The organism is Luteibacter sp. SVR4-7G, from assembly GCF_056755555.1.
Map to the genome: position 1 here is coordinate 1 of NZ_JBPGXO010000017.1, position 20,506 is coordinate 20,506.

Here is a 20,506-nt window from a genome sequence, read left to right on the forward strand (position 1 = left end):
CGCGACATCTTTTGAGGCCGAGCCTGGGAGCTGGCGCGCCAGCTTCCGGACTGGTGCGAAAGGCCGTCGCGCGCAAGCGCGCTCCTACAATGCGACACTGCGGCCCGCGGTGTTCGGGGCGCGACGACGCTCGCCGCCCCACGGTGTTCAGGGCAGGACGACGCCGGCGGCTCGCAGCAGGCGGGAGGTTGCTATCAGCGGCAGGCCCACCAGGGCTGTCGGGTCTTCATTCTCGATCCGCTCGAACAACGCGATGCCGAGGCCTTCGCACTTGAAGCTGCCTGCGCAATCCAGTGGCCGTTCGCGTTCCACATAGCGCGCGATGTCCTCGGCGGAAAGTTCGCGGAAACGGACCCGGGTTTCGTCGACATGCGTGGTGGCATCGCCATGCAGGTCGATCACGCATACCGCCGTATGGAAAACCACGTCGCGGCCGGAACTCGCGGCCAACTGCTCGTGCGCGACCTGCACGGTGCCAGGCTTGTCGAGCACGCGGCCGTCCAGGTCGGCCACCTGGTCCGAGCCGATGACCACCGCGCCCGAGAAGCTCGCGGCCACGTCGCGCGCCTTGGCTTCGGCGAGACGCGCGGCCCGCGCGACCGGGCGCTCGCCCGCGAGGGGCGCTTCGTCCGTGCCCGGCGCCGCCTGTTCGAAATGATCGAGCAGGCGACGGAGCAGGCCGGCCCGGTACCGCGACGTGGAGGCGAGGACGACGGTGGGCTGGGGCGACACGGTCAGAAATCCTTGTGGATGTGTTCGCGGACGGCGGTGTCCAGGGCGGCCTGGGCGTCGTCCAGGGCCTGCAGGCGCGGCTCGAGCTGGTGCCGGGCACGCAACAGTCCATTCACCGCCTCGTCGAGTTCCCGCTGGCTCGCGCCCGGTGCCCGGTCGCGGATCCACAGGCGCTGCTGGAGCAGGGCGCGCAGCCCGGAATCGACCGCCTGCTGCGCCTCCACTTCGCCGGAGGCGGGAATGTCCGGGCTGACCGACATGACGGCGTGCGCGCGCTGGAGCCGGTCGCGGCAGTCCTTGAGATCGGACTCGAGGCGGTCGGCATTGTCCATGAGGTCCTGCAGGGCAATATGCCGCCGCCGCGAGCGCTGATGGCGCAGCGTCCACGAGCACAGGCCGAGGGCGAGCACGATCGTCGCGGCAAGTGCATAATAAGCAAAGGAAAACACGCGGACTCTTCCCCCTCGTGGGCGCGCGGCGGCGAACTGACCCGATGGAAAGGAGTCTGCCCGAAAGTCGCCGTGCCGCGCAAAACCGCCGCGTGACGCCATCATGGCCTCTAACCGGTTGACTTAAGAGATGTTGATGCCTACCATTTCCCGATTATGTCCGTGACATTGCCATCGTCCGTGGACGCTTGGCGCGAGGTTCGTGCGCGGCGTTCGTTCCAGGGTCAACTCCCCGTATCGGCGTTCTCGCGCCTGGGCGAGGTGGTCGCGTCCACCGAAGGTGACGTAACCTATGCGCTGGATTTCGGCCGCGACGAATTCGGCACCGCCTACGTGGCCGTACGCGCGCAGGCTGCATTGACCGTCATCTGTCAGCGTTCACTGGAACCGTTCCAGCTGCCGGTGGAAGTCGATGCGCGTCTCGGACTGATCGTCGAGGAAAACGAGGAGGCTTCGCTGCCTCCCGGTTACGAGGCGCTGCTGGTCGAAGAGGACGGCAAGCTCGATCCGGTCGCGACGATCGAGGACGAACTGCTGTTGGCGCTGCCCCTGGTGCCGGTGAATCCGGACTACGAGCTGCCCGACGACGTATTGGGACCCGCCGAGGACGACACTTCCTCGGCGGAAAAATCTGAAAACCCGTTCGCGGCACTCCGCGGACTCATAAAGTAATTTCGCTGGAGATTTGTCATGGCCGTTGCCAAGAGCCGCAAGACCCCGTCCACCCGCGGCATGCGTCGTTCGCACGATGCGCTGAAGTCCGTGCAGCTGTCGACCGATCCGACCAGTGGCGAGGTCCACCTGCGTCACCACGTCACGAAGGACGGTTTCTACCGTGGCAAGAAGGTCATCGACACCCGCGGTGCGGTCGAAGTCGAGGATTGATCTTCCCGCTGTAGGGATGATCGATACGCAGGCGGCGCGGCAACGCGCCGTTTTGCGTTTCTGGCAACCACCACTGGGGATACGGTTCTGAAATACGCCCGCATCATCGGTACCGGCAGCGCGCTTCCCGAAAAGGTGCTGACCAATGCCGACCTCGAGAAGTTTGTCGACACGAGCGACGAGTGGATCCGCACGCGCACCGGCATCACCCAGCGCCATGTCGCCGCGGAAGGTGAAACCACCGGCGACCTCTCCTTCCTCGCCGCGCAGCGCGCGCTCGAGGCGGCCGGCGTCAAGGCTTCGGAAATCGACCTCATCGTGCTCGGCACGACCACGCCCGACCTCGTCTTTCCCTCCACCGCCTGCCTCGTCCAGCACCGCCTGGGCGCGAACGGTTGTGCCGCCTTCGACGTCAACGCCGCCTGTTCCGGCTTCGTCTACGCGCTTGGCGTGGCCAATGCGTTCGTGCGCTCGGGCCAGTCGAAGAAGGCCCTGGTGATCGGTGCCGAGACGCTTACCCGCATGGTCGACTGGACCGAGCGCGAAACCTGCGTGCTGTTCGGCGACGGGGCTGGCGCCGTGGTACTCGAAGCTTCCGACGAGCCGGGCATCTTCACTACGCGCATCCGCGCCGACGGTGGCTTCAAGCACCTGCTGTTCAACCCCGTGGGCGTGTCCGCCGGTTTCAGCGACGAGCCCAATCACGGCGTGCGCATCAGGATGCTCGGCCGCGAGGTCTTCAAGGTCGCGGTCAAGACGCTCGATTCCCTCGTGGGCGAGACGCTCGAAGATGCCGGCATGAAGGAAGAAGAGGTCGACTGGCTGATTCCGCACCAGGCGAACCTGCGCATCATCGAAGCGACGGCGAAGCGCCTGAACATGTCGATGGATCGCGTCATCGTCACCGTCGACAAGCACGCCAATACCTCGTCGGGCTCCGTGCCGCTGGCGCTCGACTACGCCGTGCGTTCGGGCAAGGTCCAGCGCGGGCAGAACCTGCTGCTGGAAGCCTTCGGCGGCGGCTTCACCTGGGCCTCGGCCTTGCTGCGCTATTGATCCCCTGTAGGAGCGCGCCTTGCGCGCGACATCTTTTGAGGCCGTGAGGAACAGGGCCTGTTGCGTCTGGCGAAAAGCTGTCGCGCGCAAGGCGCGCTCCTACATACCGGCGTTGCCAAACGCCCGCGAATGGTGCATCGCCCCTGTCTTGCTGGCACCATTCGCGGTTTGAAGTCCCGGAATCGTCTCGCATGACCTCATCCAGCGCCTCGCTCGCCTTCGTCTTTCCCGGCCAGGGATCGCAGTCCGTCGGCATGCTCGCCGAACTGGCGGCCGTTCATCCGGAAGTCCGCGCCGCCTTCGACGAGGCTTCCGAGGGCGCCGGCGTCGATCTCTGGTCGATCAGCCAGGACGGACCGAAGGAAACCCTCGACAGCACCGAGAACACCCAGCCGGCCCTGCTGGCGGCGAGCGTCGCCGCATGGCGGGTCTGGGTGAAGCAGGGCGGCCGGGTGCCGGCCTTGCTGTCTGGCCACAGCCTCGGCGAATACAGCGCCCTGGTGGCCGCCTCCGCCATCTCGCTCAAGGACGCGGCCGGTCTCGTCGCGGAGCGCGGGCGCCTGATGCAGGCCGCCGTGCCGCCGGGCGTGGGCGCCATGGCCGCCATCCTCGGCGGCGACGATGCGCAGATCGCCCAGGTCTGCGAGGAAGTGGCGCAAGGCCAGGTGGTCTCGCCGGCGAACTACAACTCGCCCGGTCAGCTGGTGATCGCCGGCCACGCCGAGGCCGTGGACCGCGCGCTGGCGCGCCTGGCGGAACTCGGCGTGAAGAAGGCCGTGAAGCTTGCCGTTTCCGTGCCCTCGCACTGCATGCTGATGCGCGACGCCGCCGATCGTCTCGGCGAGCGTATGGCATCCCTGCCGTGGTCGATGCCGTCGATTCCCGTGGTGCAGAATGCCGACGCGAAAGTGCACGCCTCCGTCGAGGACATTCGCGGCGCGCTGATGCGTCAGCTCTACCTGCCCGTGCGCTGGACCGAATGCGTGCAGGCGCTCGCCGCGGCAGGAATCGTCCAGACACTGGAATGCGGTCCCGGCAAGGTGCTCACCGGCCTGATCAAGCGCATCGACAAATCGATCGACGGCAAGGCCATCGGCACCCCGGACGAGCTCGACGCAGCCTTGGCTCCGGCGTCCGTCTGACCCCCACAAGCAGCACAGGACATCCCATGACCTCCTCCCTGAAGGGTGAAATCGCCCTTGTCACCGGTGCCAGCCGCGGCATCGGCGCCGCCATCGCCGCCCGCCTCGCCGAGCTGGGTGCCACCGTGTACGGCACCGCCACGAGCGAAAGCGGGGCCAGCGCCATCGGCGAGCGCCTCGCTCCGCACGGCGGCCACGGCCGCGTGCTCGATGTCACCGACGCCCCGGCCATCGAAGCCCTGATCGATGCGATCGCGAAGGAGACCGGCGCGGTCTCCATCCTCGTGAACAATGCGGGCATCACGCGTGACCAGCTCCTCATGCGCATGAAGGAGGAGGACTGGAGCGCCATCATCGAAACCAACCTCACCTCCGTGTTCCGTACGTCGAAGGCCGTGATGCGCGGCATGATGAAGGCGCGCAAGGGCCGCATCATCAGCATCGCCTCGGTGGTCGGCGTCACCGGCAACCCGGGCCAGGCCAACTACGCCGCCGCCAAGGCGGGCATCATCGCCTTCTCGAAATCGCTGGCCCGTGAGATTGGTTCGCGTGGCATTACCGTGAACGTGGTGGCGCCGGGCTTCATCGATACCGACATGACCCGTGCGCTGCCGGAAGAACAGCGCACCGCGCTGCTTTCGGGCATTGCCCTGGGCCACCTGGGGGAGGCCACCGACATCGCCGAAGCCGTGGCCTTCCTCGCCTCGCCGGCGGCCCGCTACATCACCGGCGAGACGCTGCACGTCAACGGCGGCATGTACATGCCCTGATCAGGGCACCCCGGTCAGGCGGCAGTCGCCACCGGCCCGGATTTGAGAGACAATCCCTATTTCGCGCCCGCCGTCACCCGGCCGGGCGTCATCAACGTGACGGCGGCATGCTGGCGGGCCCGGTCCTTAGCCACTACAATGCCGCCGGATTTTCCCTCGGGAGGTAAAGGCAACATGAGCACCATCGAAGAACGCGTCAAGAAGATCGTCGTCGAGCAGCTGGGCGTCAAGGAAGAAGAAGTCACCAACAACGCGTCGTTCGTTGACGATCTGGGCGCCGATTCCCTGGATACGGTCGAGCTCGTGATGGCCCTCGAAGAAGAATTCGAGTGCGAGATCCCGGACGAGGAAGCTGAGAAGATCACCACGGTTCAGCAGGCGGTCGATTACATCAAGGCTCACGTCAAGAGCTGATCGAGCGACTGGTTGTCGATCGGAGGCGCCGCCTCCCGTCGATCTCCGAGCGACACGGAAGCTGCGCCGTCATGGCGCAGTTTTCGTTTGCGTGTAACGCAACCTGCGCCCGCGTATGGTTTGCGCGGAACAAGTGAAGGATGAGAACGCATGAGTAAGCGACGTGTGGTAGTGACCGGCATGGGCATCGTCTCACCGGTCGGCAACGACCTCGCCACCGCGTGGAAGAATGTCGTGGAAGGCAACAGCGGCATCGGCCCCGTCAGCGATTTCGATGCCACCGCCTACGCGACGAAGATCGCCGGCGAGGTGCGCGATTTCGATCCCGTCGAAGCCTATTTCGCCGGCACCGACGCGGACGACGACGAAAAGCGCAGCATCGCGAAGGACTTCAAGCGGATGGATCCGTTCATCCACTACGGCATCGTCGCGGGCACGCACGCCTTCCGTCAGTCGGGCCTGAAAATCACCGACGAGAACGCGGGGCGCATCGGCATCGCGGCAGGCGCCGGCATCGGCGGCCTGCACACCATCGAAGCCACCGCGATCGAACTGCGCGACAAGGGTCCGCGCAAGGTATCGCCGTTCTTCGTGCCCAGCTCGATCATCAACATGGTGGCCGGCAACCTGTCGATCTACCACGGCATGAAGGGCCCGAACATCGCGCTGGTCTCGGCCTGCACCACGGCCGCGCACAACATCGGCATGGCCATGCGCCTCATCCAGTACGGCGACGCCGATGCGATGCTGGCGGGCGGCGCCGAATTCGCCACCACGCCCACGGCGATGGCCGGCTTCTGTTCGGCCAAGGCCATGTCCACGCGCAACGACGATCCGACGCGCGCCAGCCGCCCGTGGGATACCGGTCGCGACGGCTTCCTGCTGTCCAATGGCGCGGGCATGCTCATGCTCGAGGAATACGAGTACGCTAAGGCTCGCGGTGCCACGATCCTCGCCGAGCTCATCGGCTTCGGCATGAGCGGCGACGCGTACCACATCACCGCACCCAGCGGCGACGGCGCGGAACTGGCCATGCGCAACGCGCTGCACGATGCCGGCCTGAAGGCGGAAGACGTGCAGTACGTGAACGCGCACGGCACCTCCACGCCGGTGGGCGACCTCGGCGAGGCCAAGGCGATCCGCAACGTGTTCGGCGAGCACGCCACGCAGAAGGGCAAGTTCGCGGTCAGCTCCACCAAGTCGGTCACCGGCCACCTGCTCGGTGCCGCCGGCGGCGTGGAAGCGATCTTCTCGATCCTGGCACTGCGCGACGGCATCATTCCGCCGACGATGAACCTCGAGAACGTCGACCCCGAGGTGGAGGCGCTCGGCATGGACCTGGTGCCGAACAAGGCGGAGAAGGCCGACATCCAGGTCGTCATGTCGAACTCGTTCGGCTTCGGCGGCACCAACGGCACGCTCGTCTTCCGCCGCGCCTGACGCGTTGGCCTTCGTCACGCGAACCCTTGCCGGCCGGCGCGACCTCCTCGCGCCGGCCGCATCGTATCCGCAGCGCTATGCGGCCTTCCTGGCCAGTGCCGTCACCGGCACGCCGCAGGCACGCTTCGACATCCTTTTCGCCATGGGCGACGAGTCGCTGACCCTGTCGGCGGACGGCATGACCCGCGACGGGAATGGGGATGTCCGGGCTGGACGCTTCCTCGATGTCCTCGACGCGGCGTGGTCCGCCCACCGCCGCCCGCGCGTGGACGACGGCCTGCCGTTCCACGGTGGCTGGGTCGTCTACCTCGCCTACGAACTGGTCGGCCAGATCGAGCCGAGCCTGCGTCTGCCCGTCGCGCACGGCGCGGCGCCTGTCGCGTGCGCCTTGCGCGCTCCCGCCGCCGCCATCTTCGACCATGTCGAGCAGCGCACCGTGCTCGTCGCGGAGGAGGGCGCCGAAGCCTGGCTGGATGTCCTTGCCGCCGATCTGGAAGCCGCCGGCGCAGGCGAGGCGCTTCCGATGCCGCTGGCAGTGGAAGAGGACGAACCTTCGCGCTTCCTCGATGGCGTGCGGCGCGTGCACCAGCACCTTCATGCGGGCGACGTGTTCCAGGTGAACCTCTCCCGGCGCTGGACGGCGCGCTTTGCCGATGCGCCGGCACCGGCGGGCCTGATGCGTGCGCTGCGCGCGGCGAATCCGGCGCCTTTCGCGGGCCTGCTGCAGCAGCCGGGCTGGGCCGTGGTGAGCTCTTCCCCGGAACGGCTGGTCGAAGCGCGCGACGGTGTCCTGCAGACGCGGCCGATCGCCGGAACGCGGCCGCGGGTCGCCGGAGACGACGATGCCGCGCGCGTGCGCGAGCTGGTCACGCATCCGAAGGAGCGCGCCGAGCACGTGATGCTCATCGACCTCGAGCGCAACGACCTTGGCCGCGTCTGCGTGCCCGGCAGCGTCAAGGTCGACGAATTCATGGCGGTGGAAAGCTATGCGCACGTGCACCACATCGTTTCGAACGTGCGTGGTCGTGCGCGCGAAGGCGTGACGCCCGGGCAGGTCATCGCGGCGACGTTCCCCGGCGGCACGATCACGGGCTGCCCGAAGGTGCGCTGCATGGAAATCATCGCCGCGCTCGAGCAGGAGCCGCGCGGGGCGTATACCGGCGCGCTCGGCTACCTCGACGACAGCGGCGACATGGATCTCAACATCCTTATCCGCACCCTTGCCGTCGAAGGCGCGAACGTGTCCCTGCGCGCGGGCGCGGGCATCGTCACGGATTCTGTCCCGGAACGGGAACTCGAGGAAACGCGGGCCAAGGCGCGCGGCCTGCTTCGCGTGTTCGGCCTGGCATGACCCGGCGAACGTCCGTCGACTTCATCGACGCGGACCGCGTGTCCGTGTCGGACCGTGGTTTCACCTACGGCGACGGATTGTTCGAGACCGTGCGGGTGTTCGGCGGACAGGTGCCGCTCTGGGACCGTCATGCGGAGCGTCTGCGCGCGGGGTGCGAGCGCCTGCGCATTCCGTCACCTGATACCGCCGCCGTGCTCGACGAAGTCCACCGGCTCGCCGCCGGCCTGGACGATGCCGTGGCGCGCGTCACCTGCACGCGTGGCAGCGGCGCGCGTGGCTACGCGCCCCCGGCTTCGCCACGGCCGACGCTTGCCGTCGCGGTCTCGCCCCTGACGTTGGATGCCTCCGCGGGTGTCGAAGGCATCGCGGTGCGCCTCTGCGCGACCCGTCTCGCGATCCAGCCCCTGCTTGCGGGAATGAAGCACCTCAACCGCCTGGAGCAGGTGGTCGCACGTAGCGAATGGGACGACCCCGCCATCGCGGAAGGGCTGATGCTCGATGCCGCCGGCGACCTCGTCTGCGCCACGGCGGCCAATGTCTTCGCCGTATTCGCCGGACAGCTGGTCACTCCACCGGTCGACCGCTGCGGCGTGGCGGGCGTCGCGCGTGCGGAAGTGCTTGCGGTGCGCAACGTGACCGTCGCCCGCCTGAACCCGGCACGACTCATGGAGGCCGACGAGGTCTTCCTCACGTCGGCCGTTCGCGGCATTCTCCCTGTCCGGGTTTTCGGAACCCGTTCGTGGCAGCCCGGCCCCGTCGCCCGCGCCCTGCAGGCGCACTGGCTTGGGATCGGCCTGCCGTCGCCAACAGGTCCCAAGGATTCCGACCGATGAAAATGCGCGGCATCGCCCTGTGGCGAGCCATCCTGCTGGCGGTATTGATCGCGGCGATCGCCGCGGGCACGTGGCTGTGGTTCGACTGGGCGCGCTTCGCCCGCACGCCGCTGACCGTTCCGGCGACAGGGCAGAGTATCGACGTCGCTCGCGGCGCGTCCTTCAAGGACATCGTGCGCGACCTCCGCGCCCGCAAGGTCACCCGGGCCTCGCCGCTTTACTGGCGCCTCCTGGCAATGGAGATGCACGCATCGGGCCGCCTGCATGCGGGCGAGTACGCCTTGCGCCCGGCCATGACGCCGCGCGACCTGATCGCCGACATGGCGGCGGGCAAGGTCATGCAACGCAACTTCACCATCGTCGACGGCTGGACCTTCGCCGAACTGCGCCGCGCGCTGGCCGCGGTGGATACGCTCACGCACGACACGGCGGGCGTCGATGACGCCGAACTGATGAAGCGCGTCGGTGCCGAGGGCGAGAATCCCGAGGGTCGTTTCCTCCCCGAGACCTACGCTTATGTGAAGGGGGACACGGATTCGAGCATCCTGAAGCGCGCCTATGCCGCGATGTCGAAAACGCTCGACGCGGCATGGCCGGGTCGCGCCCCCGACCTGCCGCTCGCCTCGCCGTACGAGGCGCTGATCCTCGCGTCCATCGTGGAGAAGGAAACGGGCAGGGCGGACGAGCGTCCCCGCATCGCCGGCGTGTTCGTGCGCCGTCTGCAATTGCGCATGCTCCTGCAGACGGATCCTACGGTCATCTACGGCATGGGAGCGGCCTATGCGGGGAATATCCACCGCAGCGACCTGACCGCGGACAGCCCTTACAATACGTATACGCGGGTCGGCCTGCCGCCGACGCCGATCGCGCTGCCCGGACGCGCGGCGATCCAGGCGGCGTTGCACCCGGCAGATGGCAAGGAGCTGTACTTCGTCGCTCGCGGCGACGGCAGCCACGTCTTCTCGTCGACCCTGGAGCAACATAACCGGGCCGTGGCCTGTTACCAGTTGAAGCGATGCCAGTGACGATTTCCCAGCGCGGCCGGTTCATCACCCTCGAAGGCGGCGAAGGCGCCGGCAAGAGCACCTTGTTGCGGGGGCTGGAAGCGCACCTGCGCGCGCAGGGCGTGGACCTCGTGGTGACCCGCGAGCCCGGTGGCACCGACGTCGGCGAAGCCATCCGTGCCGTCGTGCTCGATGCGGCCAACAACGAACTCTGCGCCGAATCCGAACTGCTGCTGATGTTCGCCTCGCGCGCGCAGCTCGTGCGCCAGGTGATCGAGCCCGCGCTAGCCGGCGGCCGCTGGGTGCTTTGCGATCGATTCACCGACGCCAGTTATGCGTACCAGGGCGGTGGCCGCGGGCAGCCGGAAGAGCGCATCGCAGCGCTGGAGTGCTGGGCCGCCGAAGGACTGAAACCCGACGTGACCCTGCTGCTCGACCTGCCGGTAAGCGACGGCCGCGCGAGAGCCGCAGGCCGGGGCGAGGCCGACCGCATCGAAGTGGAAGGCGATGCGTTCTTCGAACGCGTGCGCGATGCGTATCGCGCACGCGCCGCCGCCGAGCCCGCGCGCTTCCGCCTCCTGGACGCCACGGCATCGAAGGACGAGGTGCTTGCGCAGGCGATCACCGGCGTGGGCGGGCTGTTCGCGGGATGGACGCCGTGAGCCTCTGGCCCTGGCACGAAGACGCCTGGTCGCGCCTGCAGGCGCGGCGCGAGCGCGGCGCGCTTCCACACGCGCTCCTGCTTGCCGGCCCGGCCGGCCTGGGCAAGCGCGATTTCCTCGCCGCCTTCGTGAAGGGACTTCTCTGCCAGCAGCCGGTGCAGGGGATGGCCTGCGGTACCTGCCGCGCCTGCCGGCTGCTGGAAGCGGGCTCCCATCCGGACCTGGTCGCGCTGTCCTTCGGCTTGCGCAAGGACGGCGTCACCCGCAGCGAGATCGTCGTGGACCAGATCCGCGATCTTTCTCAACGGCTGTCGATGGCCAGCCAGTTCGGTGGCTGGCAGGTCGTGACGATCGATCCCGCCGACGGCATGAACGCCGCGGCGGCGAACGCACTGCTGAAGACGCTCGAGGAGCCGACGCCTTCCACCCTGCTGGTCCTCGTCGCCGATGAGCCGGCGCGCCTGCCGGCGACGATCCGCAGCCGCTGCCAGCGGATCGACTTCCTGGTCCCGCCGCGCGACCTTGCGCTGGACTGGCTGCGTGCGCAGGGCGTGGCCGATGCGGCCGCCGCACTGGATGCCGCGGGCGGCAATCCGGGGATGGCGCGGGCCTGGGCCGCCGACGGTGCGCTGAAACAGCGTGGCGAGGTACGCCACGATCTCAAGGCGCTGGCCGCCGGCCGCGGCGATGCGATGGAGGTCGTCAAGCGCTGGCAGGCCGCCGATCCTTCGCGCTACCTGTGGTTCGCCGCGCAGGCGGCCACCGACGAGCTGCGCGCCAGGGCTAGCGGCATGCCGCTTCCGCTGGAGAGCCAGCTCGACGACGAGGCGCTCGATGGCTGGTACGCAAAGGCCAATCGCGCGCGCGATGCCCTGCGCGGCCCCCTGCGCGCCGACCTCGTCCTGCTCGAAGTACTCGCCGCCTGGCGTTGACGCGCTTTTATCGCGGCTTCGGTCTTAATCAAGCCGACGTATCGGTCCACCAGGAGCTTCCCTTGCCACGCCATCCGGTCATCGACGGCAGCACCCGCCTCCTCGTCGTCGCGCCGCATCCGGACGACGAATCGCTGGCCGCGGGCATGCTTATCCAGCGCACGCTGGCCGCCGGCGGGCGTGCGGACGTGCTGCTCCTTACCGATGGCGACGACAACCCCTGGCCGCAACGCTGGCTGGAGCGGCGCCTCGTCGTCGATGCCGCGGCCCGCGCGCGCTGGGGTGCCCGCCGGCGTGGAGAGGTTGCGGCTGCGCTGGGCCGGCTCGGCGTCGGCACCGACCACCTGCACGCTTTCGGCTGGCACGACATGCAGGTAACGGACGAATTGCGCCTCCGCCACGGCCAGGCCATCGCTGCCGTACGCCGAGTGCTGGAGCGGGTGCGTCCGAACCTCGTCGTCATCCCCGATCTCGGCGACAGCCACCCCGACCACGGCTCGGCCCACGTGCTGGCGCGGCTGGCGCTTGCGGCGACCGGATCCATGGCTGAGGTGCTCACCTACATGGTCCACGGTACCGAACGGTCCGCACCGGAAGACCTCCTCGTCCCGGACCTCGATCCGGAGCGCCAGGCGACCAAACTGTGCGCCGTCCTGGAGCATGCGACGCAAATGGCCCTCAGCCGGAAACGCATGCTGCGGATCGCCTCGCGGCCCGAGCGTTTCGACCGGCCGCCGCCGGCGCCCGGTAGCGGCGCGCTGCGCCTGCCGTGGCGGCCCGGGCCGCTCAGCCGTGCGCGCCTCCGCCTGGTCCTGGCAGACGGGCAGGGGGTTGCGGTATGGCCCTGGCGCAAGGCGCCGCTGGAGCAGGTGGGAGGCGACTGGGTCCTGGCTTTGCGCGACGCCCCGGGCCCGGCCTTCGTGAAGCTCACCGCCGATCTGTCCACCCCCTGGATCTACGACCGCTACGGCTGGGCTGGGCAGGACCCGGAGCCGGTCGGGCTTGTCGCCCGGCCGGTGGGCTAGCTAGCATGGCCGCAACTAAGGGGATCCGATGTCCATGAACGCCACCAGCTCGTCGCCACGACAGGGCATCCTTTCGCTGAAGATCAAGGACGTGAACTCCCTGTACATCTCGTACATGCCGTACCTGAAAACCGGCGGCCTGTTCGCGCCCACGGCCCAGCGCTACAGCCTGGGCGACGAAGTGGCCCTCCTGGTGACCTTGATCGACGAGAACGAGCGGATCTCCGTGGCCGGCAAGGTGGTATGGATCACCCCGGTGGGCGCTCAGGGCAACCGCACGGCCGGGGTAGGCGTCCAGTTCAACGAATCGCCGGAGAGCGAGGCTGCCCGGCAGCGGATCGAGGGCCTGCTAGCGGGAACCCTCTCCTCGGAGCGTCCGACCCAGACCATGTGACCCGCCGGCGCATTCGCGCGTCTGGCCCGGTCTGCCGCGGGTACAAACCTTGCGAATCCACCCTCGCGAGGTAGTTTCCTGTCATTAAGGCTTGTCGGCATACCTGCACGCACTGGTACAATAGATCGGTTCCCCAACGTGAGATTGTGGATATCCGGAGTCGCTGGCGCGTTTGTGGCGCCGGCACGGATCGACCCGTTTGGATCGATTCGATAAAAGCTCCGGCGACACTAGCCGGACCGCTCGTCCCCGCCGACGGTCACTGATGCGCCCAGCGAGGCGCGGAGGTACGCAGCATCGTGCTTGCCCAATACTGGCCCGTCCTGTTGTTCATCGCCGCAGCAGTCGGCCTTGGCATCGCCCTCCTGGTGATCGGCATGCTTGCCGGTCCGAAGCGCCCGGACGCGGAGAAGCTCGCTCCGTACGAGTGCGGCTTCGAGGCGTTCGAGGATGCGCGCATGAAATTCGACGTGCGCTATTACCTCATCGCCATCCTCTTCATCATCTTCGACCTCGAAATCGCCTTCCTTTTCCCGTGGGCGGTGGTCTTCGACAAGATCGGCATCATTGCCCTCGTCGAAATGGCGCTGTTCCTCGCGCTGCTCGTCGTCGGTTTCGCTTACGTCTGGAAGAAGGGAGCGCTCGAATGGGAGTGATGACCAGCATCGACCGGGTGATGCACAACCCGGAGCCGCTGAACCTCGTCGACGACATCCTGCGTCCGAACGGCGACGCGCCGGTCGTGAACCGCGGTTTCGGCGTCACCAGCGTCGACGCGCTGATGAACTGGGCGCGCACCGGTTCCATGTGGCCGATGACCTTCGGCCTTGCCTGTTGTGCCGTCGAGATGATGCACGCGGGTGCAGCGCGCCTCGACCTCGACCGCTACGGCGTGATCTTCCGTCCCAGCCCGCGCCAGTCCGACGTGATGATCGTCGCCGGCACGCTGGTCAACAAGATGGCCCCCGCGCTGCGCAAGGTCTACGACCAGATGCCCGACCCGAAGTGGGTCATCTCGATGGGCTCGTGCGCCAACGGCGGCGGCTATTACCACTATTCCTATTCGGTCGTGCGTGGTTGCGATCGCATCGTTCCGGTCGACATCTACGTGCCGGGTTGCCCGCCGACGGCCGAAGCGCTGATCCACGGCATCCTGCAGCTGCAGAAGAAGATCCGCCGCACCCACACGATCGCGCGCTAAGGGCCAGGGCATCATGAGCGTTATTAACGAGACCTCGCTGGTCGAACGGCTCGCCGCGCGCTTCGGCGACATGCTGAACGTGAAGGTCGAGCGCAACGAAGTCACCGCCGAGGTGGCTCCGCGCGACCTCATTCCGGTCGCTACCGCGCTGCGCGACGAAGCCGGCTTCCGCTTCGGCACCATCATCGACGTTTGCGGCATCGACTACTTCGGTTACGGCAAGACCGAGTGGGACACCGACACCGCGCAGGGCGAGAGCTTCTCGCGCGGCGTGGAAGGCGAGGCCATGGGCCGCTTCACCTGGGCCGAGCGTCCGCGCCACATCGAGCAGCAGCGCCGCTTCGCCGCGGTGATCCACCTGCTGTCGATCGAGCTCAACCAGCGCATCCGCCTGCGCGTGTCCTGCGAGGACGACGCGTTCCCGGTGGTGCCGTCCATCACCCCGATCTGGCCGGGCGCCGACTGGTTCGAGCGCGAGACCTTCGACCTCTACGGCATCATCTTCGACGGCCACCCCGACCTTCGCCGCATCCTCACCGATTACGGTTTCGTCGGTCATCCGTTCCGCAAGGACTTCCCGCTGATCGGCAACGTCGAGGTCCGCTACGACCCCGAGCAGAAGCGCGTGGTGTACGAACCGGTTTCGATCGAGCCGCGCGTGCTGGTGCCGCGCACGATCCGCAACGACGCCGACCTCGATCAGGCCAGGGCGGAATCCGCCGACCACTGGCGGGAGAATTAAGCCGTGGAAGAAATCCGCAATTACACAATGAACTTCGGCCCGCAGCATCCCGCTGCGCACGGCGTGCTGCGCCTGGTGTTGGAGATGGACGGCGAGACGATCGTCCGCGCCGATCCGCATATCGGCCTGCTGCATCGCGGTACCGAGAAGCTGGCCGAGTCGAAGCCGTTCAACCAGTCGATCGGCTACATGGACCGCCTCGACTACGTGTCGATGATGTGCAACGAGCACGCCTACGTGCGTGCCATCGAGAACCTGCTCGGCATCGAGGCACCCATCCGTGCGCAGTACATCCGCACGATGTTCGACGAGATCACCCGCATCCTGAACCACCTCATGTGGGTCGGTTCGAACGCGCTCGACCTCGGTGCCATGGCCGTCTTCCTCTACGCGTTCCGCGAACGCGAGGAGCTGATGGACGTTTACGAGGCGGTGTCGGGCGCGCGCATGCACGCCACGTACTACCGTCCGGGCGGCGTGTACCGCGACCTGCCGGAGCAGATGTCGAAGTACCGCGAATCGCCGTGGCACAAGGGCGGCGACCTCAAGCGCCTGAACGCCTGGCGCGAAGGCTCGATGCTGGACTACCTCACGGAGTTCACCAACGACTTCCCGGCGCGCGTCGACGAATACGAGGCGCTGCTCACCAACAACCGCATCTGGAAGCAGCGTACGGTCGGTATCGGCGTCATCTCCCCCGAGCAGGCCCAGGCCTGGGGCATGACCGGCGCGATGCTGCGCGGCTCGGGTATCGCCTGGGACCTGCGCAAGAAGCAGCCGTACGCCGCGTATGCGGACATGGACTTCGACATCCCGGTGGGCGTGAACGGCGACTGCTACGACCGTTACCTGGTGCGCATCGAGGAGATGCGCCAGTCGAACCGCATCATCCAGCAGTGCGTGGCGTGGCTTAAGGCCAACCCCGGTCCGGTGATGGTGCAGAACTACAAGGTCGCGCCGCCGAGCCGTGAAGAAATGAAGACGGACATGGAAGCGCTGATCCACCACTTCAAGCTCTTCACCGAAGGCTATGGCGTGCCCGCGGGCGAGACCTATGCCGCGGTCGAAGCGCCTAAGGGCGAGTTCGGCTGCTACCTGGTGTCCGACGGTGCGAACAAGCCTTTCCGCGTGCACCTGCGCGCGCCGGGCTTCGCGCACCTGTCCTCGATCGACGCCATCGTCAAGGGCCACATGCTCGCCGACGTCGTCGCGATGATCGGCACCTACGATCTCGTCTTCGGCGAAGTCGACCGCTAAGTCGACGGAGTGAACTGAATCATGAAAGCCACCGGTCATTTCGAGCAGGTCAAGGACGTCGATCCCCTCGCCGTGCTCAACGATCACACCCGCGCCCACATCGACCACTGGGTGTCCAAGTTCCCGCCGGACCGCAAGCGCTCGGCGCTGATCCAGGGCCTCATGGGCGCGCAGGAACAGAACCAGGGTTACCTCACGGACGAACTGATCACCGCGGTCGCGAAGTACCTCGACCTGCCGGCGATCTGGGCCTACGAGATCGCGAGCTTTTACTCGATGTTCGAGACCTCGCCCGTCGGCCGCAACAACGTCGCCATCTGCACCAACATTTCCTGCTGGCTCAACGGTGCCGAAGGCATCGTTCGCCACTGCGAGAAGAAGCTCGGCATCAGGACCGGCGAGAGCACGGCCGACGGCCGCATCTATCTCAAGCAGGAAGAGGAGTGCCTGGCCGCATGCGCCGGCGCGCCGATGATGGTCGTCAACGGTCACTACCACGAGAAGCTGACGACCGAAGCGGTCGACGCGATCCTCGACGATCTCAAGTGAGGTAAGGGCAATGGCTAGCACTACCGGTCCGGTCGGACCCGCACCGCAGGAACACCAGGTCGTCTACACGACCCTGCATTTCGAAAAGCCCTGGGCCCTCGAGAGCTACGAGAAGGTCGACGGCTACAAGGCCTGGCGCAAGATCCTCGCCGAGAAGCCCGATCCGGCCGCGCTGATCGAAGAGATCAAGAAGAGCGCGCTGCGCGGCCGCGGCGGCGCTGGCTTCCCCACGGGCCTGAAGTGGTCGTTCATGCCGCGCACCGCGCCGGGCCAGAAGTACATCCTGTGCAATTCGGACGAATCCGAGCCGGGCACCTGCAAGGACCGTGACATCCTGCGCTTCAACCCGCACTCGGTCATCGAAGGCCTGGCGATCGCCTGCTACTGCACGGGCTCGACCGTCGCCTACAACTACCTGCGCGGCGAGTTCCACCACGAGCCGTTCGAGCACATCGAGGAAGCCCTCAAGGAAGCTTATGCGGCCGGCCTGCTGGGCAAGGACATCGGCGGTTCGGGCATCGACGTGGACATCTACAACGCCCTCGGCGCCGGCGCGTACATCTGCGGCGAAGAAACCGCGCTGATGGAATCGCTGGAAGGCAAGAAGGGCCAGCCGCGCTTCAAGCCGCCGTTCCCGGCCGGTTTCGGCCTGTACGGCCGTCCGACCACGATCAACAACACCGAGACCTATGCCTCGGTGCCGGCCATCCTGCGCAACGGCGCGGAGTGGTTCCTCAACCTTGGCAAGCCGAACAACGGCGGACCGAAGATCTTCTCGGTGTCGGGCCACGTCAACAACCCGGGCAACTTCGAGATCAGGCTGGGCACCTCGTTCGCCGACCTCCTGCAGATGGCCGGCGGCGTGCGCAACGGCAACAAGCTCAAGGCGGTGATCCCGGGCGGCTCCTCCATGAAGGTGCTGCCTGCCGAAAAGATCATGGAATGCACGATGGACTACGACTCGCTGCAGAAGGCGGGTTCGGGCCTGGGTTCGGGCGCCGTGATCGTGATGGACGAGACTACCTGCATGGTTCGCGCCTGCCACCGCATCGCGCGCTTCTACATGGCGGAATCGTGCGGCCAGTGCACGCCGTGCCGCGAAGGCACCGGCTGGATGTACCGCGTGCTGTCGCGCATCGTCGAAGGCAAGGGCACCGAGGACGACCTGCATCGCCTGAAGGCGGTCGCGGGCCAGATCGAAGGCCACACCATCTGCGCCTTCGGCGAAGCGGCCGCATGGCCGGTGCAGGGCTTCCTGTACCACTTCTGGCACGAATTCGAATACTTCGTGAAGCATGGCCGTTCGCTCGTCGACGGTCCGGCTGACACGGTCACCACTGGAGTCGCTGCATGAGTGCGCAGCCCGTAGCCAATGCCGCGCCGGATCTCGTCAACATCGAGATCGACGGCGTTCCGGTGCAGATAGCCAAGGGGTCGATGATCATCCAGGCGGCCGATGCCGTCGGTATCCCCATCCCGCGCTTCTGCTACCACCGCAAGCTCCCGATCGCCGCCAACTGCCGCATGTGCCTGGTGGAAATCGAGAAGATGCCGAAGCCGGCGCCGGCCTGCGCCACGCCGGTGGGCGAGGGCATGAAGGTCTTCACGCGTTCGGACAAGGCGCTCAAGTCGCAGCGCAACGTGATGGAGTTCCTGCTCATCAACCATCCGCTCGACTGCCCGATCTGCGACCAGGGCGGCGAGTGTGAACTGCAGGACGTGTCGCTCGGCTACGGCCGTTCGGTGTCGCGCTTCAACGAGCGCAAGCGCACCGTGGCCGACGAGAACCTCGGTCCGCTGATCGCCACCGAGATGACCCGCTGCATCCAGTGCACGCGCTGCGTCCGCTTCACCAGCGAGATCGCCGGCACGTACGAACTTGGTGGCATGAGCCGCGGCGAGAACCTGGAGATCGGCACCTACATCGGCAAGACGATCGAAAGCGAACTGTCGGGCAACATCATCGACGTCTGCCCGGTCGGCGCGCTGACCAACAAGCCGTTCCAGTTCCAGGCGCGCGCCTGGGAACTGATCGCGCGCCCGTCCATCGGGTACCACGACGCGCTGGGCTCGAACCTGTGGATGCACACGCGCCGTGGCGAAGTGCTGCGCAACGTGCCGCGCGACAACGAGACCATCAACGAGTGCTGGCTCTCGGACCGTGACCGCTACAGCCACCAGGGCCTGTACGCTGCCGACCGCGTCAAGGCGCCGATGGTGAAGCGCAACGGCCAGTGGTCGGCCACCACGTGGGACGATGCGCTGTCGGTCGCGCGCGAGGCGCTGAGGAGCGTCGCGGGTTCCGACCTCGGCGTGCTGGTGCACGGTGCCACCTCGAACGAGGAGGGCGAACTGCTCGTCCGTCTCGCCCGCGGCCTGGGCAGCGCCCACATCGACCACCGCCTGCGCCAGCTCGACTTCGCCGACAACGCGTTCGCGAAGCCGTTCGCCTCCACCATCGCGTCGTTCGAGAAGGTGAACGCCGCGCTGCTGGTCGGTTCCGACCTGCGTCAGGAAGTGCCGCTCCTCAACCATCGCCTCCGCCAGGCGGTGAAGAAGGGCGCGAAGGTGTACGCGGTCAATCCGGCGCACTTCAATTTCAACTACCCGCTGGCCGGCGAATCGGTTGCCGCACCGCACGCGCTGGTGAACGAGCTCCTGGTGCTGGCCAAGGCGGCCGGCGAAAACGGCGCATCGGTGCCGGAATCGCTGGCCCCGGCGCTGCAGGGCGTCGAAACGACCGACGCCCATCGCGACGCCTTCAAGGCGCTCTCGACCGACGGCGCGATCGTTGTCTTCGGCCACGCCGCGGCAACGCACCCGGAAGCGTCCTGGCTGCGCGCCATCGCCCGCTTCATCGCGCAGGCCTCGGGTGCCGCCTTCAACGAGATCCCGGTCGGCGCGAACGCGCTGGGCCTCTCCGCGGTGGGCGTGCTGCCCGGCGCGGGCGGCCTCGATGCGCGCGCCATGCTGGCGCAGCCGCGCAAGGGCTATGTGCTTTACAACGTCGAGCCGCCGCACGACTTCGCCGACGGCGCACTCGCGCTGCAGGCGATGCACTCGGCGCAGACCGTGGTGGCGTTCGCCGCCTTCGCGGGCGAGGCGTTGAAGGACTCGGCGGACGTGATCCTGCCGATCGGCCTCACGCCGGAGATCGACGCCACGCTGGTGAACGTCGAAGGCAATGCGCAGACCGTGCTCGCCGGTGCGAAGGCCCCGGGCGACGCGCGTCCGGGCTGGAAGGTGCTGCGTGCCCTCGGTGGCGCGCTGGACCTCCCGGGCTTCGAGTTCGACGACCTCGCCGGCCTGCGCGACGGGCTCACCGAGCGCGCCTCGGAGACCCGCCAGCAACTCGCACCGCGTGGCGCGGGCGTGAGCTTCTCGCGCCTGGCCACCACGCCGATCTATCGCGGCGACGCCGTGCTCCGCCGTGCCGGCGCGCTCAACGCGCATCCGCTGAACCGCCCGGCCGCCATCCGCATCCATGCGGACGACGCCGGCACGCTCGGTCTCGCCGCCGGCGGCAATGCCCGCATCGGCGATGCCGTCCTGCCGGTGGCGATCGATGCCGCGGTGCCCAAGGGCGCCGTGTGGATCGAAGCCGCGCATCCCGAAACCGCCATGCTGCCCCCGTACGGCGCGGCCATCACCCTGAGCAAGGCATAACC

The 20,506-nt window shown here is 67.4% G+C and carries 23 protein-coding genes; 21 read left to right on the forward strand and 2 right to left on the reverse strand.

Annotated features, from left to right (window positions below; all coding sequences use genetic code 11):
• Window positions 1-147: 147 nt before the first annotated feature.
• Window positions 148-738 (reverse strand): Maf family protein, encoded by a 591-nt coding sequence (locus tag ACR9ZH_RS08410; protein WP_481290376.1) that lies wholly within the window; start codon window positions 736-738, stop codon window positions 148-150.
• Complete coding sequence (locus ACR9ZH_RS08415) at window positions 735-1,181, reverse strand: hypothetical protein (protein ID WP_481290311.1); 447 nt, start codon at window positions 1,179-1,181, stop codon at window positions 735-737. The genes ACR9ZH_RS08410 and ACR9ZH_RS08415 overlap by 4 nt, the downstream gene beginning before the upstream one ends.
• Window positions 1,182-1,337: 156 nt before the next feature.
• Here ACR9ZH_RS08415 and ACR9ZH_RS08420 point away from each other — a divergent pair, with 156 nt between their 5' ends.
• The 21 genes from ACR9ZH_RS08420 (at window position 1,338) to nuoG (ending at window position 20,504) form a co-directional block, all read left to right on the forward strand.
• Window positions 1,338-1,853 carry a YceD family protein gene (locus ACR9ZH_RS08420; RefSeq protein ID WP_481290312.1) on the forward strand — a complete coding sequence of 172 codons (516 nt, stop codon included), beginning with the start codon at window positions 1,338-1,340 and terminating at the stop codon, window positions 1,851-1,853.
• An 18-nt stretch (window positions 1,854-1,871) separates the two neighbouring features.
• Window positions 1,872-2,066: a 50S ribosomal protein L32 gene (gene rpmF, locus ACR9ZH_RS08425; protein ID WP_090054210.1), complete on the forward strand. Its 195-nt coding sequence runs from the start codon at window positions 1,872-1,874 to the stop codon at window positions 2,064-2,066.
• An 87-nt stretch (window positions 2,067-2,153) separates the two neighbouring features.
• The gene (locus ACR9ZH_RS08430; protein WP_481290377.1) at window positions 2,154-3,122 is read left to right on the forward strand and encodes a beta-ketoacyl-ACP synthase III; all 969 of its coding nucleotides are present in this window, start codon (window positions 2,154-2,156) and stop codon (window positions 3,120-3,122) included.
• A 191-nt stretch (window positions 3,123-3,313) separates the two neighbouring features.
• Window positions 3,314-4,264 carry an ACP S-malonyltransferase gene (gene fabD / locus ACR9ZH_RS08435; RefSeq protein ID WP_481290313.1) on the forward strand — a complete coding sequence of 317 codons (951 nt, stop codon included), beginning with the start codon at window positions 3,314-3,316 and terminating at the stop codon, window positions 4,262-4,264.
• Between the two features lie 26 nt (window positions 4,265-4,290).
• Window positions 4,291-5,034 (forward strand): 3-oxoacyl-ACP reductase FabG, encoded by a 744-nt coding sequence (gene fabG, locus ACR9ZH_RS08440; RefSeq protein ID WP_481290314.1) that lies wholly within the window; start codon window positions 4,291-4,293, stop codon window positions 5,032-5,034.
• A gap of 174 nt (window positions 5,035-5,208) precedes the next feature.
• The gene (gene acpP / locus ACR9ZH_RS08445; RefSeq protein ID WP_481290315.1) at window positions 5,209-5,448 is read left to right on the forward strand and encodes an acyl carrier protein; all 240 of its coding nucleotides are present in this window, start codon (window positions 5,209-5,211) and stop codon (window positions 5,446-5,448) included.
• A gap of 150 nt (window positions 5,449-5,598) precedes the next feature.
• Window positions 5,599-6,888 (forward strand): beta-ketoacyl-ACP synthase II, encoded by a 1,290-nt coding sequence (fabF, locus tag ACR9ZH_RS08450; protein WP_481290316.1) that lies wholly within the window; start codon window positions 5,599-5,601, stop codon window positions 6,886-6,888.
• A 4-nt stretch (window positions 6,889-6,892) separates the two neighbouring features.
• On the forward strand, window positions 6,893-8,239 hold the full coding sequence (locus ACR9ZH_RS08455) for an aminodeoxychorismate synthase component I (protein WP_481290317.1): 1,347 nt from the start codon (window positions 6,893-6,895) through the stop codon (window positions 8,237-8,239).
• The gene (gene pabC / locus ACR9ZH_RS08460) at window positions 8,236-9,072 is read left to right on the forward strand and encodes an aminodeoxychorismate lyase (protein WP_481290318.1); all 837 of its coding nucleotides are present in this window, start codon (window positions 8,236-8,238) and stop codon (window positions 9,070-9,072) included. Before ACR9ZH_RS08455 ends, pabC begins: the two co-directional genes overlap by 4 nt.
• Before the next feature lie 2 nt (window positions 9,073-9,074).
• On the forward strand, window positions 9,075-10,097 hold the full coding sequence (gene mltG / locus ACR9ZH_RS08465) for an endolytic transglycosylase MltG (protein WP_481290378.1): 1,023 nt from the start codon (window positions 9,075-9,077) through the stop codon (window positions 10,095-10,097).
• The gene (gene tmk, locus ACR9ZH_RS08470) at window positions 10,088-10,738 is read left to right on the forward strand and encodes a dTMP kinase (RefSeq protein ID WP_481290319.1); all 651 of its coding nucleotides are present in this window, start codon (window positions 10,088-10,090) and stop codon (window positions 10,736-10,738) included. The genes mltG and tmk overlap by 10 nt, the downstream gene beginning before the upstream one ends.
• Window positions 10,735-11,670: a DNA polymerase III subunit delta' gene (holB, locus tag ACR9ZH_RS08475; protein ID WP_481290320.1), complete on the forward strand. Its 936-nt coding sequence runs from the start codon at window positions 10,735-10,737 to the stop codon at window positions 11,668-11,670. Before tmk ends, holB begins: the two co-directional genes overlap by 4 nt.
• A gap of 62 nt (window positions 11,671-11,732) precedes the next feature.
• The gene (locus ACR9ZH_RS08480) at window positions 11,733-12,695 is read left to right on the forward strand and encodes a PIG-L deacetylase family protein (protein ID WP_481290321.1); all 963 of its coding nucleotides are present in this window, start codon (window positions 11,733-11,735) and stop codon (window positions 12,693-12,695) included.
• Between the two features lie 34 nt (window positions 12,696-12,729).
• Window positions 12,730-13,089 carry a PilZ domain-containing protein gene (locus ACR9ZH_RS08485; protein ID WP_427455261.1) on the forward strand — a complete coding sequence of 120 codons (360 nt, stop codon included), beginning with the start codon at window positions 12,730-12,732 and terminating at the stop codon, window positions 13,087-13,089.
• 299 nt (window positions 13,090-13,388) lie between these two features.
• Window positions 13,389-13,745 carry an NADH-quinone oxidoreductase subunit A gene (locus ACR9ZH_RS08490; protein WP_481290322.1) on the forward strand — a complete coding sequence of 119 codons (357 nt, stop codon included), beginning with the start codon at window positions 13,389-13,391 and terminating at the stop codon, window positions 13,743-13,745.
• Window positions 13,736-14,290, forward strand: coding sequence for a NuoB/complex I 20 kDa subunit family protein (locus tag ACR9ZH_RS08495; protein ID WP_331543908.1), 555 nt, complete (start codon window positions 13,736-13,738; stop codon window positions 14,288-14,290). The genes ACR9ZH_RS08490 and ACR9ZH_RS08495 overlap by 10 nt, the downstream gene beginning before the upstream one ends.
• 13 nt (window positions 14,291-14,303) lie before the next feature.
• The gene (locus tag ACR9ZH_RS08500) at window positions 14,304-15,032 is read left to right on the forward strand and encodes an NADH-quinone oxidoreductase subunit C (protein WP_481290323.1); all 729 of its coding nucleotides are present in this window, start codon (window positions 14,304-14,306) and stop codon (window positions 15,030-15,032) included.
• 27 nt (window positions 15,033-15,059) lie between these two features.
• Window positions 15,060-16,289, forward strand: a complete 1,230-nt coding sequence (locus tag ACR9ZH_RS08505; protein WP_481290379.1) for an NADH-quinone oxidoreductase subunit D — start codon at window positions 15,060-15,062, stop codon at window positions 16,287-16,289.
• Window positions 16,290-16,310: 21 nt separating this feature from the next.
• Window positions 16,311-16,838, forward strand: a complete 528-nt coding sequence (nuoE, locus tag ACR9ZH_RS08510; protein WP_481290324.1) for an NADH-quinone oxidoreductase subunit NuoE — start codon at window positions 16,311-16,313, stop codon at window positions 16,836-16,838.
• Between the two features lie 10 nt (window positions 16,839-16,848).
• Window positions 16,849-18,192: an NADH-quinone oxidoreductase subunit NuoF gene (gene nuoF / locus ACR9ZH_RS08515; RefSeq protein ID WP_481290325.1), complete on the forward strand. Its 1,344-nt coding sequence runs from the start codon at window positions 16,849-16,851 to the stop codon at window positions 18,190-18,192.
• Entirely contained in the window at window positions 18,189-20,504 is a 2,316-nt protein-coding gene (gene nuoG / locus ACR9ZH_RS08520) for an NADH-quinone oxidoreductase subunit NuoG (protein ID WP_481290326.1), read from the forward strand. Before nuoF ends, nuoG begins: the two co-directional genes overlap by 4 nt.
• The last annotated feature ends 2 nt before the right edge of the window (window positions 20,505-20,506 follow it).

Coding starts and splice junctions, on each gene's coding strand:
- ACR9ZH_RS08420 (WP_481290312.1), top strand. CDS start 1,338: ATGTCCGTGACATTGCCATCGTCCGTGGACGCTTGGCGCGAGGTTCGT.
- rpmF (WP_090054210.1), top strand. CDS start 1,872: ATGGCCGTTGCCAAGAGCCGCAAGACCCCGTCCACCCGCGGCATGCGT.
- fabD (WP_481290313.1), top strand. CDS start 3,314: ATGACCTCATCCAGCGCCTCGCTCGCCTTCGTCTTTCCCGGCCAGGGA.
- fabG (WP_481290314.1), top strand. CDS start 4,291: ATGACCTCCTCCCTGAAGGGTGAAATCGCCCTTGTCACCGGTGCCAGC.
- acpP (WP_481290315.1), top strand. CDS start 5,209: ATGAGCACCATCGAAGAACGCGTCAAGAAGATCGTCGTCGAGCAGCTG.
- fabF (WP_481290316.1), top strand. CDS start 5,599: ATGAGTAAGCGACGTGTGGTAGTGACCGGCATGGGCATCGTCTCACCG.
- pabC (WP_481290318.1), top strand. CDS start 8,236: ATGACCCGGCGAACGTCCGTCGACTTCATCGACGCGGACCGCGTGTCC.
- mltG (WP_481290378.1), top strand. CDS start 9,075: ATGCGCGGCATCGCCCTGTGGCGAGCCATCCTGCTGGCGGTATTGATC.
- tmk (WP_481290319.1), top strand. CDS start 10,088: ATGCCAGTGACGATTTCCCAGCGCGGCCGGTTCATCACCCTCGAAGGC.
- ACR9ZH_RS08485 (WP_427455261.1), top strand. CDS start 12,730: ATGAACGCCACCAGCTCGTCGCCACGACAGGGCATCCTTTCGCTGAAG.
- ACR9ZH_RS08495 (WP_331543908.1), top strand. CDS start 13,736: ATGGGAGTGATGACCAGCATCGACCGGGTGATGCACAACCCGGAGCCG.
- ACR9ZH_RS08500 (WP_481290323.1), top strand. CDS start 14,304: ATGAGCGTTATTAACGAGACCTCGCTGGTCGAACGGCTCGCCGCGCGC.
- ACR9ZH_RS08505 (WP_481290379.1), top strand. CDS start 15,060: ATGAACTTCGGCCCGCAGCATCCCGCTGCGCACGGCGTGCTGCGCCTG.
- nuoE (WP_481290324.1), top strand. CDS start 16,311: ATGAAAGCCACCGGTCATTTCGAGCAGGTCAAGGACGTCGATCCCCTC.
- nuoF (WP_481290325.1), top strand. CDS start 16,849: ATGGCTAGCACTACCGGTCCGGTCGGACCCGCACCGCAGGAACACCAG.
- nuoG (WP_481290326.1), top strand. CDS start 18,189: ATGAGTGCGCAGCCCGTAGCCAATGCCGCGCCGGATCTCGTCAACATC.